This is a genomic window from Malikia granosa, assembly GCF_002980595.1.
In the GTDB taxonomy this organism is placed as follows: Bacteria; Pseudomonadota; Gammaproteobacteria; order Burkholderiales; family Burkholderiaceae_C; genus Malikia; species Malikia granosa.
Genome location: NZ_PVLQ01000064.1, coordinates 111,832 through 128,727, shown reverse-complemented (window position 1 = coordinate 128,727; position 16,896 = coordinate 111,832). Strand labels below are relative to the sequence as shown.

The window sequence follows — 16,896 nt, the reverse complement described above, 5'->3', positions numbered from 1 at the left end:
GACACCTTGAAATCACTCGGCGGTGAAGCACAACCAGTGTGAACTGAAAACCTCTTTTCCGTTGACAACACCACGCACCTCTATGTGATGCTCTGAATGCTGCAATCGAAGGATCTCACCGTTCTTGTCGTTAATTCTCCATTTGATATTCCTGGTATTTTTCAGAAAGAGAAGAGTGATCTCAGAGAGCTGCTCAAGACCGGCCTTAATCTCTGTGTGGGCGGCCTTGACATTCTTTTTAGGATTATCGAATGGCAACTCGAAACGAGTCCGCTCTCCAAGATTTTTCTTGGGAGTGACCTCTACAGGAAGTACAAGCTTGACTATTTTGAAGCTGTGGTTCTTTGAGAAGACAATTGGCGAATCCGTGTAAACAAAAACTGACTTGAAACCGACGCCAAACTTTCCTATCTTGTCGGTTTTTTCCTTCTTGCTGCTATTCGATATACCAGTTATTCCGCGAATATCTCGTTCATCAAAGTGCCTTGCCCCGTTGTGCTCGAACGAACATCCGTGCTGGGTTAGTTCAAATGCAACCTCGGTCGCACCAGCATCTTCCGCATTCTGCAGTAGTTCATAGATGAAGTGCGCTTCATCCGGGTAAAAGTCCTCAAATATCTGAAGGTTGATATCACCCTCGTTGGCCTTAATACTATCCAATAGTCCTTGGCGCAGAATGGCGATTTTCTTAATGATGCTCATGCCTGCCTCCTGATTTCAAGAATTCCAAATATTGCCGGCGTAGCCTTGATGTCGCCACTCTCAGCCGCTCGTCGAAGTGCCGCAACACGCACATCGAAGTCAACCGTTGCACGCTCAAGCTCTGCAGCCTTCATGATTCGAATCTTGTCGTTCGTGGCACGAAAAACCAAGTCTTCGAAAATAGATTTTCGTGCATTGAAGCTGGCCGTGAGACTCTGAATTCGGATGCCTACCAGCTGTCTGTTATCTTCTGCGTGCTGTGTGGATTGGGCCAACCAATGCTGATGGTGGACTGAGTCAAGCTCGTCGAACACTTGCTGCGTCGGCAATTCAAGGTCAGGTGCATCTGTAGACACCGGGAGCACCTCAAGCAACATTGCTGCCACCTGGCTGTCGGCAACGACCGGGACCAATTCCTCATCGCGCTTAACCCCTTGTCGGTTCCATCGATAGAGTGCGAAGGGATGTACGCCAACGGGAAGCGAGTCGTGGCTGACGCGCAATTTCACCATCACTGCCTCTGGCTCTTGCAGGAAGCCAGCAGCTTGCCGAAGGATCGGGTGCCCCAGCGAGAGCAGGACTGCGGCTGGATTGTTGACAGCTGCCTCTTGCTCAAAAGTAACCTGGAGAGTTGGTACAGTACCCTTGAGCCATTTCTCCCATGCACGGTTCATGGGGTCCGTGGACCGAGGGAGCCTCCGGTAGTCTTCCAGCAGAGAAGCTCGGCCTTCAACGCCTACGCGCAGTGTCTTGATCGACTTGTCCCCGAGCAGGTACTCCTGCTCCTTCCCCAGCCGTCGGCTCAAGTACGACGTAACGGCACGTCCAAGAGCCATGGGCTCAAGCCAGTGGTTGCGCGACTGCTCCAACCGCTGCTCCCAACTGGCGGCTGCGATGTTGAGTCCAAACAGCTCACCTTGCCTCTGCTCCAGCTGCTGCTCTTCCTCAATCTGGCGGATATTGTTGTCGGCTAGCTGCTGAAGACGCAGCGAGCGCTCAGCCTCGCTCAGGCTGAAGGTCTCAGCGATGCTGTGCAGCTCTCGAGTGATGTCGCCAAGAATTTCCTCGTTGCCGCCAATCGCGTGTTGGAATACACCGATACGGGAGAGGCATCGGTCGTAGATCTCGCCGTCGATGGTTCCTGGGGTTACAAAGTTGAAGATACCAACGGTCTCGCTGGTCTGTCCGTAGCGGTCGATACGGCCAATGCGCTGCTCAATGCGCATCGGATTCCAAGGCAGGTCGAAGTTGACCAGACAGTCGCAGAACTGGAAGTCCAGACCTTCGCAGCCCACCTCTGACGAGAGCAGCACATCCAGCGCCGACTCGTCCTCCTTGGGTAGCGAGAAGCGTCTGCGCAGTTCGACCCTCTCCTCGTCTGAAACTCCGCCATGGACAAGGCCGAAGCGCACCCCAGCTCCGTTGAGCTTACCCACCAGGTAGCGGAGCGTGTGCCTGAACGTGCTGAAGACCAGCACCTTGTTTCGCGGCATGCCCAGCTTGTCGCGAACGACATGCATGAAGGCGTCGGCTTTCGGGTCTTTCGGGTCGAGGCGTTTTGCGCGCTGAATCAGCGACTCGATATCACCCCGAATCTGCTCTATGAAGGTGTGGTCGCGCTCTTCCGCACCCTCACCATCGTCCTCCGACTCAAGTTGAGCCAGTTTTCCCTCCAGGATATCCTGGAGGGCAGGAGCGAGCCCGTAAAGGCTACTCGCGGCTTGCCGGCTCACCGTAGTCATCATGAACTTAACGTTCTGATTTCCATGGAGCCGCGCCAGGATGCGAGCGATGACGGAGAGCAGGTCGTCGTGAAGTTCCTTTTGGCTCGGCGTGAAGTCCGTTGTGACCGTCTCAGCCTTGCGAGTAGTGAACTCACCGATGTCGCGGCGACGTGTTCGATTGATGAGCGAACTAAACGTATACAGACCTTCCAACGCAGCGATCGTCTTGATGCGGGAAAGTCCGTCGTCAGGCCCTTCTGCAAGGCCATCGTAGATATGCTGGAAGTCTGGGTTGACGGCAAGGACTTCGCGTCCCCAGGAAGTGCCAGAAACTTCTCTAAGCTGCTTGCGGACCTCGTCGGCCCAGCCGTCGCCCCCGCGCCGACAAGCCTGGATACCTGCATTGATGAACGGGTTCGGTTCGGCCATCTGACTGAAGCTTGCTGGGTCGATGATGACGTCTGGTCGAAGCACATTCAGCAGGGTGAACAGATCCTCCCGCCCCAGCTGAACGGGCGTTGCAGACAGGAAGACCACCGCCTCCGCGTTGTCCGCAAAGTAACGAACGGCTTGATGCAAGAAGGTGTCGGGATTCCGGATGTGGTGGGCCTCGTCGACAATGACCAGGTCGAACTTGGGCGCCGGATCGAGCTCCAACAGGCCTGGATCTCGTGACTTGCTCTTTCCAGACTTGCCGAACAACAGGTCGTTGTCGAACAGCGAGGTCGGCAAAATTGCCTTCTCGTACTGGACAGGCCACTCCCCACTCAGGAGGGTTTCCTTGATGCAATGACGAAGCAGCGCTCCGGTAAGCGGTACGAAATTCTCGTCGAAGCGTTTCATCTCAAGCTCCCACTTCCGCTCCGCGACCAGGGCCTTCGGGCAAATGATGAGAACAGACTTGATGTCGCTACGGGCCTGTAGTTCCTTGAGGATGAGACCAGCCTCGATGGTCTTACCAACACCGACCTCATCTGCGACCAGCAAGCGCGGTCGGTCAGCGTTGATAAGCTTGAATACGGGCCGGTACTGGTACGGGACGAAGCGAACCCGACCAGAATTCAGCGAGTAGAGCGAGGATGCTGAAGGCGAGGAGAGCTGCACGGAGCTAAGCAGCGCTGAGAGTTCATTCGCCGAGAGCAGCTTCCGACTATCTTCAGCCTCGTCAAGCGCCTGGAGCTGGCTTTCGTAGTAGACCTGCCTGGAGCCGCCCTCGAAGACCCGATATCGCGTCTCCCCGCCAGAGCTAGCGAGCACATCAAGAACAGGAAATATCGCTGCGGGATTCGACTTGAGGCAAAGTAGCTGGCCAACGGAGAACCTGTGAGTTGGTACCAGGGTCGACGATGCTGGCGAGGTAGCTTGCTCCTGCAGGGAGGAAGGCGCTGGAGGAACAAGCCGAGCCAGCGTGGCCTGTTTGAATCGCCCAACCTCTGCAAGCAGGTCGACACTCGCACTAACGACTTCCAAAAGCCGCTCCAAAGTGTCAGCGTCCCTAAACGCGTCGGTCGGACTGAGACCACCGGCCGGAGCATGTGCCCACCTATTTCGTACACTCTGGAGCTCTTTAACCCAGGTTCGTGCTTCGCGAGGCAGTGGCTCCGCACCGGCAAGCTCGCTCCAGTTTTGGTCCAGGACTCGAAGCACTGCAGCCAAGTCCAAACCAGCCAGACTTTGGATGCGCTTTTCTTCTACTAGTCTCTGCTGCTGAAAGGTCAGGCGATTCACCACCTGTTCCATCCACCAGTCGGTACTCAAAGCTGGGAGCTTTGCCTCCAGCCAATGCGCGATGACCCCACCGGATTTGCGTAGAAGCTCGTTCATCTGAAATTTGGAAACATCCGTCTTGTTGAATTGCAATCATTATGCAATCGAAGACGGACGCACCAAGTTTTTCAGAGATCTTGCTCCTTGCTACATCAGGCCGCTGCCGGCAGGCGGATCAGGTGGTCGAAGGCGCTAAGCGCCGCCTTGGCGCCCTCGCCCGCCGCGATCACGATCTGCTTGTACGGCACTGTTGTGCAGTCGCCAGCCGCGAACACGCCCGGCACATTGGTGTGGCCCTTGGCATCGACCACGATCTCGCCGAAGCGCGACAGCTCGACCGTACCCTTGAGCCATTCGGTATTCGGCACCAGGCCGATCTGCACGAACACCCCTTCCAGCGGCACCAGGTGCTCGTCGCCCGAGACGCGATCCTTGAACTTGATGCCGTTGACCTTGCCGTCGGCGCCGGTGATCTCGGTGGTCTGGGCATTGACGTGGATGGTGACGTTGGGCAGGCTTTTCAGCTTGGCGACCAGCACGGCGTCGGCCTTGAGCTGGTCGGCAAACTCGATCAGCGTGACATGGGCCACGATGCCGGCCAGGTCGATCGCGGCTTCCACCCCTGAGTTGCCGCCGCCGATCACCGCCACCCGCTTGCCCTTGAACAGCGGGCCGTCGCAATGCGGGCAGTAGGCCACGCCCTTGTTCTTGTATTCCTGCTCGCCCGGCACGTTGACGTTGCGCCAGCGCGCGCCGGTGCTCAGCACCACCGAGCGGGCCTTCAAGGTGGCGCCGTTGGCCAACTTGACCTGGACCAGGCCGCCCTCGGACTCGGCCGGTATCAGCGCGGTCGCCTGCTGCAGGTTCATCACGTCGACGCCGTAATGGCGCACCTGGGCCTCGATCGCGGCGGCAAACTTCGGGCCGTCGGTCTCGAGCACCGAGATGTAGTTCTCGATCGCCATCGTGTCATTGGTCTGGCCGCCCATGCGCTCGGCGGCGACGCCGGTGCGGATGCCCTTGCGCGCGGCATAGACGGCGGCAGCGGCGCCAGCCGGGCCACCGCCGACGACCAGCATGTCATAGGGAGCCTTCTCGTCGAGCTTGGCGGCCTCGCGCGCGGCCGAGCCGGTATCGAGCTTGGCGACGATCTCCTCGAGCAGCATGCGGCCCGAGCCGAACACCTCGCCGTTGAGGAAGACCATCGGCACGGCCATGACCTCGCGCGCCTCGACCTCGGCCTTGAAGGCGCCGCCCTCGATGACGGTGGTCTTGACCTTGGGATTCAGGATGGCCATCAGGCTGAGTGCCTGCACCACGTCCGGGCAGTTGTGGCAGCTCAGCGACATGTAGACCTCGAACGCGAAGTCGCCGTCGAGCGCCTGGATCTGCTCGATCAGCTCCGGCTCGACCTTGGGCGGATGGCCGCCGGTCCACAGCAGCGCCAGCACCAGCGAGGTGAACTCGTGGCCCAGCGGCAGGCCGGCAAAGCGCAGCTGGTGGTCGCTGCCCGGGCGCTGCAGGGCAAACGAGGGCCGGCGTGCGTCCTGGCCGTCGGTGCGCAGCGTGATGTGGGCGGACAGGCCGGCGATGGTCTCGAGCAGTTCCTGCATCTCGCGCGAGGTCTGGCTGTCGTCGAGCGAAGCCACCAGCTCGAACGGCTGCGTCACGCGCTGCAGGTAGGCGGCCAACTGGTTCTTGAGTGCTTGATCGAGCATGGTGGGTCCTTGTAGGTCTGGGATTCGGAAATGAAAACGCCGGACGGCTGGGCGCAAGCGCCCGGACGCGGTCCGGCGGTTGGGCGCCTGCAGGCGCCAGGCCGTCTTAGCGCAAAGGCTTAGATCTTGCCAACCAGGTCGAGCGACGGGGTGATGGTCGCAGCGCCTTCGTTCCACTTGGCCGGGCAGACCTGGCCCGGGTTGGCGGCGACGAACTGGGCCGCCTTGAGCTTGCGCAGGGTTTCCTTGACGTCGCGGGCGATCGCGTTGTCATGGACTTCCATGGTCTTGATCACGCCTTCGGGGTTGATCACGAAGGTGCCGCGCAGGGCCAGGCCGGCTTCGGGGATGTGCACGCCGAAGGCATTGGTCAGGGTGTGGGTCGGGTCGCCGACCAGCGGGAACTGGGCCTTGCCGACAGCCGGCGAGGTCTCGTGCCAGACCTTGTGCGAGAAATGGGTGTCGGTGGTGACGATGTAGACCTCGGCGCCAGCCTTCTGGAACTCGGCGTAGTTGTCAGCGGCGTCCTCGATCTCGGTCGGGCAGTTGAAGGTGAAGGCCGCCGGCATGAAGATCAGGACCGACCACTTGCCGTGCAGGCTCTTCTCGGTGACTTCTATGAACTTGCCATTGTGGAAGGCTTCGGTCTTGAACGGCTGGACTTGGGTGTTGATGAGGGACATCAGATTTCCTTGCGCTTGCGGTTGTTGAAACATGGTCTTGACGACTGCATAAATCATAGCCCGGAACTATGACACCCGACGATTGATAGTTGCAATGATGGCGATAGCCAGCCGCCAGTTCTGTCATGGTTCCGGACCGGCCTCCAGCATAAAGCCGGCAGCCGTCCTAGAATAGCTTGGAGCGAGGGCTTTGGACCCTCGGACATTTTCCGGACAGGTCTGACATGAATCAATACCCCAACAGCTTCGGCCACTTCGGCGCCACCGTCTCGACCGCACAGCGCCACCAGGTGCTGCGCAACACCTACTGGCTGCTCGCGCTGAGCCTGCTGCCGACCGTGCTGGGCGCCTGGATCGGCGTCGCGACCGGCATCACGGCCTACCTGGGCGGCGGCTTGGGGCTGATCGTGTTCCTGGCTGGCGCCTTCGGCTTCATGTTCGCGATCGAGAAGACCAAGAACAGCGGCGCTGGTGTCGCCGTGCTGCTGGGCTTCACCTTCTTCATGGGCCTGATGCTGTCGCGCATGATTGCCTATGTGCTGGGCTTTCGCAACGGCGGCGAGCTGATCATGACCGCCTTCGGCGGCACCGCCGGCGTGTTCCTGGTCATGGCCAGCCTGGCGAGTACGATCAAGCGCGACCTCGAGGGCCTCTCCAAGTGGCTGTTCGTCGGCGTGCTGGTGCTGCTGGTCGGCGGCATCGTCAACGTCTTCGTCGGCAGCAGCGCCTTCATGGCGGTGCTCAGCACGATGGCGATCGCGATCTTCAGCGCCTTCCTGCTGGTTGACCTCAAGCGCATCATCGACGGCGGCGAGACCAACTACATCACCGCCACGCTGGCGATCTACCTGGATCTGTTCAACATCTTCCAGAACCTGCTGGCGCTGCTGGGCATCTTCGGCGGCGAGCGCGACTGAAACGCGGCTACCGACTGATACGGGCCGGCAACGGCCCAGCAAAAAGGCCTGGAGTATTTCCAGGCCTTTTTCGTTTTCTGCCGGGCCGGCACAGGGCCGGGCCCGGGCGGCAGGCGATCAGCCTGCCAGCGCTTCAGTCCGCGCGCTCGAACACCGCGATGCTCTCGACATGGGCGGTGTGCGGGAACATGTTGACCACGCCCGCGGCCGTGCAGCGGTAGCCGGCCTGGTGCACCAGCAGGCCGGCGTCGCGCGCCAGCGTCGAGGGGTTGCAGCTGACGTAGACGATGCGCTGCGGGAACTTCCAGCCATCGGCCTCGGGCGGCAGCGGCTCGGCGCCTTCGGCGCCGATGCGCGCCTGGTGGATGTCGGCCAGCGCCTTGGACAGCGCAAACGCCCCTTCGCGCGGCGGGTCGACCAGCCACTTGTCGGCCTGGCCGTCGGCCACCAGCATGGCCGGCGTCATCTCGAACAGGTTGCGCGCGACGAAGCTGGTGGGCGCCAGGCCGCCGCGCTGCGCCTGGTTGCGCGCCAGGTTCTGGCGCGAGCGCGCCACCAGCGCCTCGCTGCCCTCGATGCCCAGCACCTCGAGCGCCTGGGTCGCCAGCGGCAGCGTGAAGTTGCCCAGGCCGCAGAACCAGTCGATGACGCGCTCGTCCTTCTGCACCGCCAGCAGGCGCAACGCGCGCGCGACCAGCACCCGGTTGATGTGCGGGTTGACCTGGGTGAAGTCGGTCGGCTTGAAGGGGTGCACGATGCCGAAGTCGGGTAGCGCATAGGACAGCGGCACCGGCTCGGGTTCGGTGTCGAGCAGGTGCACGGTGTCCGGACCCTTGGGCTGCAGCCACCACTGGATCACCTGGCCGTCCACGCTGTGGCGCAGCGCGAATTCTCTGAGCAGCAGCAGGTCGGAGGCCGACAGCGGCTCCAGGTGGCGCAGCACCAGCGCGGTGACCTGGTCGCCGCAGGCGAGCTCGATCTGCGGGCAGGTCTCGCGCGCTTCCATGCCGTGGATCAGGTGGCGCAGCGGCAGCAGCAAGGCGCTGACATGGGGTGGCAGCACATGGCATTCGCGCATGTCGGCGACATAGCGGCTCTTGCGCTCGTGGAAGCCGACCAGCACCTCGCCCTTCTTGTGCACATAGCGCACCGACAGGCGGGCGCGATAGCGGTAGCCCCAGGCCGGGCCGGCGATCGGGCGCAGCAGGCCCTCGGCCTTGACCTTGCCCAGGTGCCAGAGGTTGTCTTCGAGCACGCGCTGCTTGACCGCGACCTGGGCCGCAGGCTCAAGGTGCTGCATCTTGCAGCCGCCGCAAGCACCCGCATGCAGGCCGAAATGCGGACAGCGCGGCGCCACGCGCAGCGAGGACTCGCGGTGGATCTCGGTCAGCTGGGCCTGCTCCCACTGGTTCTTCTTGCGCGTGGTCTGGGCGCTGACGATCTCGGTCGGCAAGGCGCCGTCAATGAAGACGACCTTGCCGTCGGGCTTGCGTGCGACGCCCTGGGCGTCGAGGTCCATCGAGGTGATCTCGAGCCAGCCCTCGGGCAGCAGGGATTGGGCCGCCGGATCGGCGGCCGTTTGATTGTCTTGTTCCATCAGCAGGGGGAGGCAGGGAGATTTAGCGGGAAGGCAGGAATTTGAGCGGATCGACCGGCTTGCCCTGGCGGCGCACCTCGAAGTGCAGCTTGACGCGATCGGTGTCGCTGCTGCCCATCTCGGCGATCTTCTGGCCCTGGCGCACGGTCTGATCCTCCTTGACCAGCAAGGCCTGGTTGTGGGCGTAGGCCGTCAGGTAGGTATTGTTGTGCTTGAGGATGACGAGGTTGCCGTAGCCGCGCAGGCCGGCGCCAGCATAGACCACGCGCCCATCGGCGGCCGCCAGCACCGGGTCGCCGGCCTTGCCGGCGATGTCGACGCCCTTGTTGCGCGCCTCGTCGAAGCGCTCGAGCAAGGCGCCGTTGACCGGCCAGGCAAAGCTCAGCTCTTCCCCGTCGGGCTGGCTCGCGACGGGTTTGGCGGCATCGCTGGCCTTGCCGTTCAAGGCACGGGGCTTGACGCGCGAATCGGCAGCGGGCACCGGCACCGGCGTGACGGTCACGCCCGGGCTGGCCGCGGCCGGCTCCTTGCCAGGCGGCACCACGCGCAGGACCTGGCCGACCTCGATCAGGTTCGGATTCTCGAGGGCGTTCCAGCGCGCCAGGTCGCGCGGGCTCTGGCCCTGCTCGAGACCGATGCGCGTCAGCGTGTCGCCCGGGCGCACGGTGTAGTAGCCCGGCTTGCCGGCGTTCTCCTGGCCCGGCGGCGGCGTGACGGCGGCGGACGTCGCTGCGCCGCGGCTGGAGCGGTCGGTCACCGGGGCACGTCCAGGCTCGTCGAGGCTGGTCGTGCTGCAAGCCGCCAGCAGGCTCAGGCCGGCCGCCATGGCGAGCGACAAGGACCAGCGTGGCAATCGAGCACTATGCGGCGCCCATGCGCCGGAATGCGGAACCATTCGTTCCATCGGAAAACCTCTGCTAGAAATGAGAAGCGCCCGACCTTGCGGTCAGGCAAGCCCTGATTTTAGGGGTACAAAGTGCACGGCCTCCAGCACGGTCTGGACACAGCCCTGCTCGGTCCTGTCGATCACGACCAGGGTCTGGCGGCCAGGCACCAGCGCGACGGGGGCGACGAGCCTGCCACCGAGGGCGAGCTGGTCGAGCCAGGCCTGCGGCACCGACTCGCCGCCGGCGGCCGAAATGATGGCATCGTAGGGCGCTCCCTTGGGATAGCCCAGCATGCCGTCGCCCAGTATCAGATGCACATTGTGCAGACGCCAGGGCCTGAGCTTGTCGCGCGCTTGCTCGTGCAGCGCGCGCAGGCGCTCGAGGCTGTAGACCTCGCGTGCCAGGCGTGCGAGCAAGGCGGACTGGTAGCCGCAGCCGGTGCCGATCTCGAGCACCCGGCCCAGCGGGCGGCTGCGGCCCTGGAGCAGCAGCTCGAGCATGCGTGCGACCACGCTGGGCTTGGAGATGGTCTGGCCCAGACCGATCGGCAGGCTGGTGTCCTCGTAGGCCTGGTTGACCAGGGCGGAGTCGACGAAGCGGTGGCGCTCGACGGCTGCCAGCGCCTGCAGCGCGGCCGGCTCGGACAGGCCTTGCGCGGCCAGGCGGGCGACCATGGCCTGGCGCACCGCGCTGGAATCCAGCCCGAGGCCGGACGGCATGGGTACCAGGGAGCGGGAACCAGGCAGGGCGGCGGCCAGCGGACCGGCTGGCAAGCTGGCGGCCTGGACAGCCGGGGCCGGTGCGCCAAGGCCCGCCAGCCGGACCGGAAAGCCCGGCCTGGTCCGGCTCGGTGCGGCAGCGAGCGGCAAGCCCGCGGACCGGCGCGACGCCGGGCTCATGGGCGGTCGGCCCTCGGTGGGGGCGGCTCGCGACGCGACAGCCCGACAGCCGTCTGGGCCCAGTCAGGCAGGCGCGCATGGTCGGTCAGGTCGATCTGCAGCGGCGTCAGCGCGGCATAACCCGCGCTGGTGGCGTGGAAGTCGGTGCCCTCGCTGTCATCCATGGCCGGACCGGCGGCGCCGATCCAGTACATGGTTTCGCCGCGCGGGTTGAGCTGCTGGATCACGGGCTCGGCGGCATGACGCCGACCCAGGCGCACCACCTTGAAGCCCTTGATCTGCTCGCGCGGCAGGTTGGGCAGGTTGACATTGAGCAGCCAGGGCTTGAGCGCCTGGCCCGCGTGGCCTGCCGGTCCGGTGCGGGCCTGCGCCTGCTGGCTCAGCGCCATGATCGAGGGCTCGAGCGTCTGCACGAGTTCGCGGGCGCGCTCGGCGGCGGCCTCGAGATGGGCCCAGCCGCGCTCGACCTGCGAGAAGGCGATCGCCGGCACGCCGAACAGATAGCCTTCCATCGCGGCGCCGACCGTGCCCGAGTAGATGGTGTCGTCGCCCATGTTGGCGCCGTTGTTGATGCCCGAGACCACCAGGTCCGGGCGGTAGCCGAGCAAGCCGGTCAGCGCGATGTGCACGCAGTCGGCCGGGGTGCCGTTGACATAGCGAAAGCCGTTGTCGGCCCGGTGCACATAGAGCGGCGTGTGCAAGGTCAGGGCATTGGACTTGGCGCTGTTGTTCTGCTCGGGCGCAACCACCTCGACCTGGCCCAAGTCGGCCAGGGCCTGGTAGAGGGCATTGATTCCAGGGGCCTGGTAGCCGTCGTCGTTGCAAATGAGGATTTTCATCGTCGGTCATTCTAGAGGCCAGGCGCCATTGTGCACCGACCAGGGCCGAGCGGTGGCGGACAGCGCCCCGGCGCGCAGGCCAGCTAGCGGCGCTGCAGCAGTTCGAGCGCCGCGGGAAAATCGTACTGGCGCATCGCATGGGCCAAGGCTCGGAAGTCCGGGCCCAGGACGGCGCGCAGCAAGGCCTCCTGCTGCTCGAACAGCAACAGGCTGTCGACATCGTCGTGGCGCAGCAGCTCGAGCAGGCGTTCGCGCAGCGGCGGCCATTGCGCGTCGTCCGCGGGCTGGGCCGTGCCAGCGGGCTCGGCGCGCGTTTCGGCCCGTTCCACCGCCTCGGCAGCTTCAAGCGCTGGCGACTGCTGCTGCCAGCGACAAGCCGCCTCGAGACCGCCGCCGCCCTGGCTATCGGCCAGCCCGAGCCAGACCGTCAACCAGAAGGTCGAGCCCCGGCCGGGCTGGCTGTCGCAGCCGACCTCGCCTCCCATCAGCGCGGCGAGCTGCTTGACCAGCACCAGGCCCAGGCCGGCGCCGCCATGGCGGCGGGTCGTCGAGGCATCGCCCGGCTCGAAATGCCGGAACAGGCGCTCGCGCTGCGGCTCGTCGAGGCCGATGCCGGTATCGCTGACCGCGAAGCGCAGTTGCACGGCCTCGGGGTCGAGCTGGCACAGGCTGACCTGCAGCGCGATCGAACCGCGCTCGGTGAACTTGATCGCATTGCCCAGGTAATGCTGCAGCGCCTGGCCCAGGCGCTGGGGATCGCCGACCAGCTGGACCGGCACGCCGGCATCGATGCCGAAGGCAAAGTCCAGGCCCTTGGCCGCCGCATCGCCCGCGGTGCGCAAGGCCAGCAGGCCCAGCCATTCGCCGAGCACGAAGGCACTGGACTGCAGCTGCAAGCGGCCTCGGTCCAGGCTGGCGTAGTCGAGCATGTCGACGATGATGTCGTGCAGCTGGCGGCCCGAGCGCTGGGCCTGCTGCAGATAGCCCTGCTGCTGGGGCGACAGCGCGGACTGGGCCGCCAGGTGCAGCATGCCCAGGATGGCATTGAGCGGGGTGCGCAGCTCGTGGCTGACATTGGACAGGAAGTCGGACTTGGCACGGTTGGCCGCCTCGGCGGCGTCGCGCGCCTGCGCCAGCACGGCCTCGACCCGCTTGCGCTCGCTGATGTCGGTCGCGACGCCGCACAGCGCATAGATCGAGCCGTTGACATCGCGCAGCGGCAGCTTGACCGTCGCTCGAGCCAGCAGGCGACCGCCGATTTCATGCACCCACTCGCTCTCGACGCGCTCGCCCTGTGCGAACACGAGCTGGTCGCTGGCCCTGACCTGCCTGGCCTGGGCCGGCTCGACCAGCTCGGCATCCTCGCGCCCCACGATGTCGCACAGGGGACGCCCCAGGTCCTCGCAGGCCTTGCGGTTGGCATAGCGGTAGCGGAAATCGGTGCCCTTGATGAAGATCGCGGCGTCGATGCTGTCGAGGATGGTGCGCAGCTTGAGCTCGCCCTCGCGCAGCGCCTGCTGCTGCTCGAGGTTGCGCTGGTGATAGTCGCGGAACAGCCGGCCGGACCAGCGTGAGAACAGCAGCGAGCCGGTGACCGCCAGCAGGCCGGTCGCCAGCAGCACATAGAGCAGGCCCAGCAGCTGCTCGCGGCCGAGCAGCTGCTGCTGCGCGAGTTCGCGCGCCACCGGCGCCATCAGCTCGTCGTCGAACATCGTGACCGTCAGCACCCAGCCCCAGGGGGTATAGCCCTTGACCAGGGCGGTCTTGCGCCGGAGCTGGCCGTTGGCAGGGTCGGTCCAGTCGTAGCTCAGGAAGCCGCCACCGGCGCGGGCCAGGGCGATGATCCGCTCGACCACTTCGGCCTGCTGGCTCGGCAGCTCCGAATAATGCCGGCCCTCGAAGTCGGGCGTCGAGGGCAGGATCAGGGTCTTGCCCTCGAAGCTGGCAACCGCGACATAGCCGTTGCGGCCGAAGCGGGTCGAACGCAGGCGCTCGAGCGCTTCCTGGCGCCGGTAATCCTGCCAGTATTCGAGGTAGTCGCCAGTGCCGATCAGCCAGTCGTAGGGAGCGAAATGGCGCACATAGGACAGCTTGTCCTTCATCTGGCTCGGCTGGCCGAGCGGATACCAGCGGTAGCGTGCCCAGCCCTGACCGGGCGGCTGGCGCGCTGCCTCGATCAGGCGGCCCATGATGGGCTGGCCCTTGTCGTCGCGGTTGTCGTGCTCGAGCAGGCCCTCGCGCTCGGGCGAGTTCGGCAGCAGGCGGATGCGGCCCTGCATGTCGTTGACGAAATAATAGCCACGCCCCTCGAAGAAGCGGACCGGGCGCAAGGTCTCCAGGATCAGGCGCTGGACCTCGGGCGCGGAGCGGCGGGTCGACTCGCGCGCATGGAGGGCCTCGATCACGCCGAAGGCCGCATCGACCTGGTCGACCAGGCTGCGCCTGAACGCGGCCTCGGTCTGCTCGCGCGTGAAGTCGATGACGCCCAGCACGCTGTCCATCTCGGCCGCGAGTCGAGCCTGGATCTGCAGCTGGGCCGCGTGCTCGATGTTGTGCAGCGCCTGGCGGTGCGAGCGCCAGCCCTGCCAGGCAAACAGACCGGCGAGCAGCAGCACCAGCAGCAGCACGATCGCGAGCGTGCCGACCAGGTGCAGGCGTGGCAGGGTCTTTTCGTCGGGAACCAGTTTCATGCAGTCGGCCCGGGTCGGGCGGGATCGTCTGGAGACAGACTGTAGCGGGGCCTTGCGACATTGCTGCAATGTCGCTCGGGCATGAAAAAACCGGCGCTCTCTCCAGAGGCCGGTTTTTTCATTCTAGCGACTGGCGCCAGGCCAGCCGCAGGCGGACAGGAATCAGGCCTTGACCAGTTCCAGCGCGGCGTTGAAGGTCGCGCTCGGGCGCATCACGGCGTCGAGCTTGGCCGTGTCGGGCAGGTAGTAGCCGCCGATGTCGACCGGCTGACCCTGGACCGCGTTGAGCTCGTCGACGATCTTGGCCTCGTTCTCGGCCAGCGCCTTGGCCAGCGGAGCGAAGGTGGCGGCCAGTCCGGCGTCCTCGGTCTGGGCGGCCAGCTCCTGGGCCCAGTACATGGACAGGTAGAACTGGCTGCCGCGGTTGTCGAGCTGACCGGTCTTGGGCGACGGGCCCTTGCTGTTGTCGAGCAGCTTGCCGGTGGCGGCGTCGAGCGCCTTGGCCACGATCTTGGCCTTGGCGTTGCCGTCCTTGATGCCCTGCTCCTCGAGCGAGACCGCCAGCGCCAGGAACTCGCCGAGCGAATCCCAGCGCAGGTGGTTTTCCTCGACCAGCTGCTGCACATGCTTCGGCGCCGAGCCGCCGGCACCGGTCTCGTACATGCCGCCGCCGGCCATCAGCGGAACGATGGACAGCATCTTGGCGCTGGTGCCGAGTTCCATGATCGGGAACAGGTCGGTCAGGTAGTCGCGCAGGATGTTGCCGGTGGCGCTGATGGTGTCCTGGCCGCGGATCACGCGCTCCAGGGTGTAGCGCATCGCGCGCACCTGGCTCATGATCTGGATGTCCAGGCCCGTGGTGTCGTGCTCGTGCAGGTACATCTTGACCTTGGTGATCAGCTGCGCCTCGTGCGGACGGTAGCTGTCGAGCCAGAACACGACCGGCATGCCGGAGTTGCGTGCGCGGTTGACGGCCAGCTTGACCCAGTCGCGGATCGCGGCGTCCTTGACCTGGCACATGCGCCAGATGTCGCCCTGCTCAACGTTCTGGCTCATCAGCACTTCACCGGTGTTGATGTCGGTGATGTTGGCCACGCCGTCTTCGGGGATCTCGAAGGTCTTGTCGTGCGAGCCGTATTCCTCGGCCTGCTGGGCCATCAGGCCGACGTTGGGCACGGTGCCCATGGTCTTCGGGTCGAAGGCGCCATGCCACTTGCAGAAGTTGATCATCTCCTGGTAGATGCGGGCGAAGGTCGACTCGGGCATCACGGCCTTGACGTCCTTCAGGCGGCCGTCGGCACCCCACATCTTGCCGCCGTTGCGGATCATCGCGGGCATCGAGGCGTCGACGATGATGTCGTTGGGCGAGTGGAAGTTGGTGATGCCCTTGGCCGAGTCGACCATGGCCAGCTCGGGGCGGTGCTCGTGGCAGGCGTGCAGGTCGCGCTTGACCTCGTCCTGCAGGCTCTGCGGCAGGGTGGCGATCTTGTTGTACAGATCGACCATGCCGTTGTTGACGTTGACGCCGAGCTCGTCGAACAGCTTGCCGTGCTTCTCGAACGCTTCCTTGTAGAAGATCTTGACGCAGTGGCCGAACACGATCGGGTGCGAGACCTTCATCATGGTGGCCTTGACGTGCAGCGAGAACATCACGCCGGTCTTGCGCGCGTCCTCGATCTCCTTCTCGTAGAAGGCCAGCAGCGCCTTCTTGCTCATGTACATGCTGTCGATCACTTCACGGTCGAGCAGCGAGACTTTTTCCTTCAGCACGATGGTCTGGCCGGACTTGGTGATCAGCTCCATCTTGACGTCGCGCGCGCGGTCCAGCGTCATGGACTTTTCGCCGTGGTAGAAGTCGCCCGCGTGCATGTGCGAGACATGGGTGCGCGAAGCCGGACTCCACTCGGCCATGCTGTGCGGGTGCTTGCGTGCGTATTCCTTGACGGCCTTGGGCGCGCGGCGGTCGGAGTTGCCTTCGCGCAGCACCGGGTTGACGGCCGAGCCCAGGCACTTGTTGTAGCGGGCGCGGATCGACTTCTCCTCGTCGGTCTTGGGCTGCTCCGGGAAATCGGGCACGGCATAGCCCTTGGACTGCAGTTCCTTGATCGCCGTCACCAGCTGGGCCACCGAGGCGCTGATGTTGGGCAGCTTGATGATGTTGACATCGGGCTGCAGCGTCTTCTTGCCGAGATCGGCCAGGGTGTTGGGGACGCGCTGCTCCTCGCGCAGGAAGTCCGGGAACTCGCCCAGGATGCGGCTGGCCACGGAGATGTCTGCCTCAGCGACTTCGACGCCGGCAGGTTCTGCGAAGGTGCGGATGATGGGCAGGAACGCCGCCGTCGCCAGGCGCGGTGCCTCGTCGGTCAGGGTGTAGATGATCTTGGATTTGTCAGACATGTCGTCCTCTTTCAGATGCGAGCTCAGGGTTCAGAGCAGATGAAGGCAGGCCGGACCGGTAGGCCAGGCCAAGCCA

At 64.4% G+C, this 16,896-nt stretch carries 11 protein-coding genes; 1 reads left to right on the top strand and 10 read right to left on the bottom strand.

The genetic code is table 11. The features are described from left to right. Positions 1–12: 12 nt before the first annotated feature. The 4 genes from C6P64_RS14470 to ahpC form a co-directional block, all read right to left on the bottom strand. Entirely contained in the window at positions 13–702 is a 690-nt protein-coding gene (locus tag C6P64_RS14470; protein WP_105749261.1) for a sacsin N-terminal ATP-binding-like domain-containing protein, read from the bottom strand. Next, a complete protein-coding gene (locus C6P64_RS14465; RefSeq protein WP_245911745.1) occupies positions 699–4,286 on the bottom strand; it encodes a DEAD/DEAH box helicase in 3,588 nt (1,195 codons plus the stop codon). Before C6P64_RS14465 ends, C6P64_RS14470 begins: the two co-directional genes overlap by 4 nt. 59 nt (positions 4,287–4,345) lie before the next feature. Continuing rightward, entirely contained in the window at positions 4,346–5,911 is a 1,566-nt protein-coding gene (ahpF, locus tag C6P64_RS14460) for an alkyl hydroperoxide reductase subunit F (protein ID WP_105749259.1), read from the bottom strand. A gap of 119 nt (positions 5,912–6,030) precedes the next feature. After that, entirely contained in the window at positions 6,031–6,594 is a 564-nt protein-coding gene (gene ahpC, locus C6P64_RS14455) for an alkyl hydroperoxide reductase subunit C (protein WP_105749258.1), read from the bottom strand. A gap of 224 nt (positions 6,595–6,818) precedes the next feature. Between ahpC and C6P64_RS14450 the strand changes: the two genes are divergently transcribed. Next, entirely contained in the window at positions 6,819–7,511 is a 693-nt protein-coding gene (locus C6P64_RS14450; protein ID WP_105749257.1) for a Bax inhibitor-1 family protein, read from the top strand. 133 nt (positions 7,512–7,644) lie between these two features. Here the strand turns inward: C6P64_RS14450 and rlmD are convergent, their stop codons facing one another. From rlmD to C6P64_RS14420, 6 genes are all read right to left on the bottom strand, one after another. Beyond that, complete coding sequence (gene rlmD, locus C6P64_RS14445; protein ID WP_105749256.1) at positions 7,645–9,108, bottom strand: 23S rRNA (uracil(1939)-C(5))-methyltransferase RlmD; 1,464 nt, start codon at positions 9,106–9,108, stop codon at positions 7,645–7,647. A gap of 22 nt (positions 9,109–9,130) precedes the next feature. After that, entirely contained in the window at positions 9,131–9,934 is an 804-nt protein-coding gene (locus C6P64_RS14440; RefSeq protein ID WP_245911747.1) for a peptidoglycan DD-metalloendopeptidase family protein, read from the bottom strand. A gap of 120 nt (positions 9,935–10,054) precedes the next feature. Then, positions 10,055–10,894: a protein-L-isoaspartate(D-aspartate) O-methyltransferase gene (locus C6P64_RS14435; protein WP_105749254.1), complete on the bottom strand. Its 840-nt coding sequence runs from the start codon at positions 10,892–10,894 to the stop codon at positions 10,055–10,057. Beyond that, positions 10,891–11,733: a 5'/3'-nucleotidase SurE gene (gene surE / locus C6P64_RS14430; RefSeq protein WP_105749253.1), complete on the bottom strand. Its 843-nt coding sequence runs from the start codon at positions 11,731–11,733 to the stop codon at positions 10,891–10,893. The genes C6P64_RS14435 and surE overlap by 4 nt, the downstream gene beginning before the upstream one ends. A gap of 83 nt (positions 11,734–11,816) precedes the next feature. Further along, positions 11,817–14,423, bottom strand: coding sequence for a cache domain-containing protein (locus C6P64_RS14425; RefSeq protein WP_105749252.1), 2,607 nt, complete (start codon positions 14,421–14,423; stop codon positions 11,817–11,819). A 162-nt stretch (positions 14,424–14,585) separates the two neighbouring features. Beyond that, the gene (locus C6P64_RS14420; protein WP_105749251.1) at positions 14,586–16,820 is read right to left on the bottom strand and encodes an NADP-dependent isocitrate dehydrogenase; all 2,235 of its coding nucleotides are present in this window, start codon (positions 16,818–16,820) and stop codon (positions 14,586–14,588) included. Between the last annotated feature and the right edge of the window lie 76 nt (positions 16,821–16,896).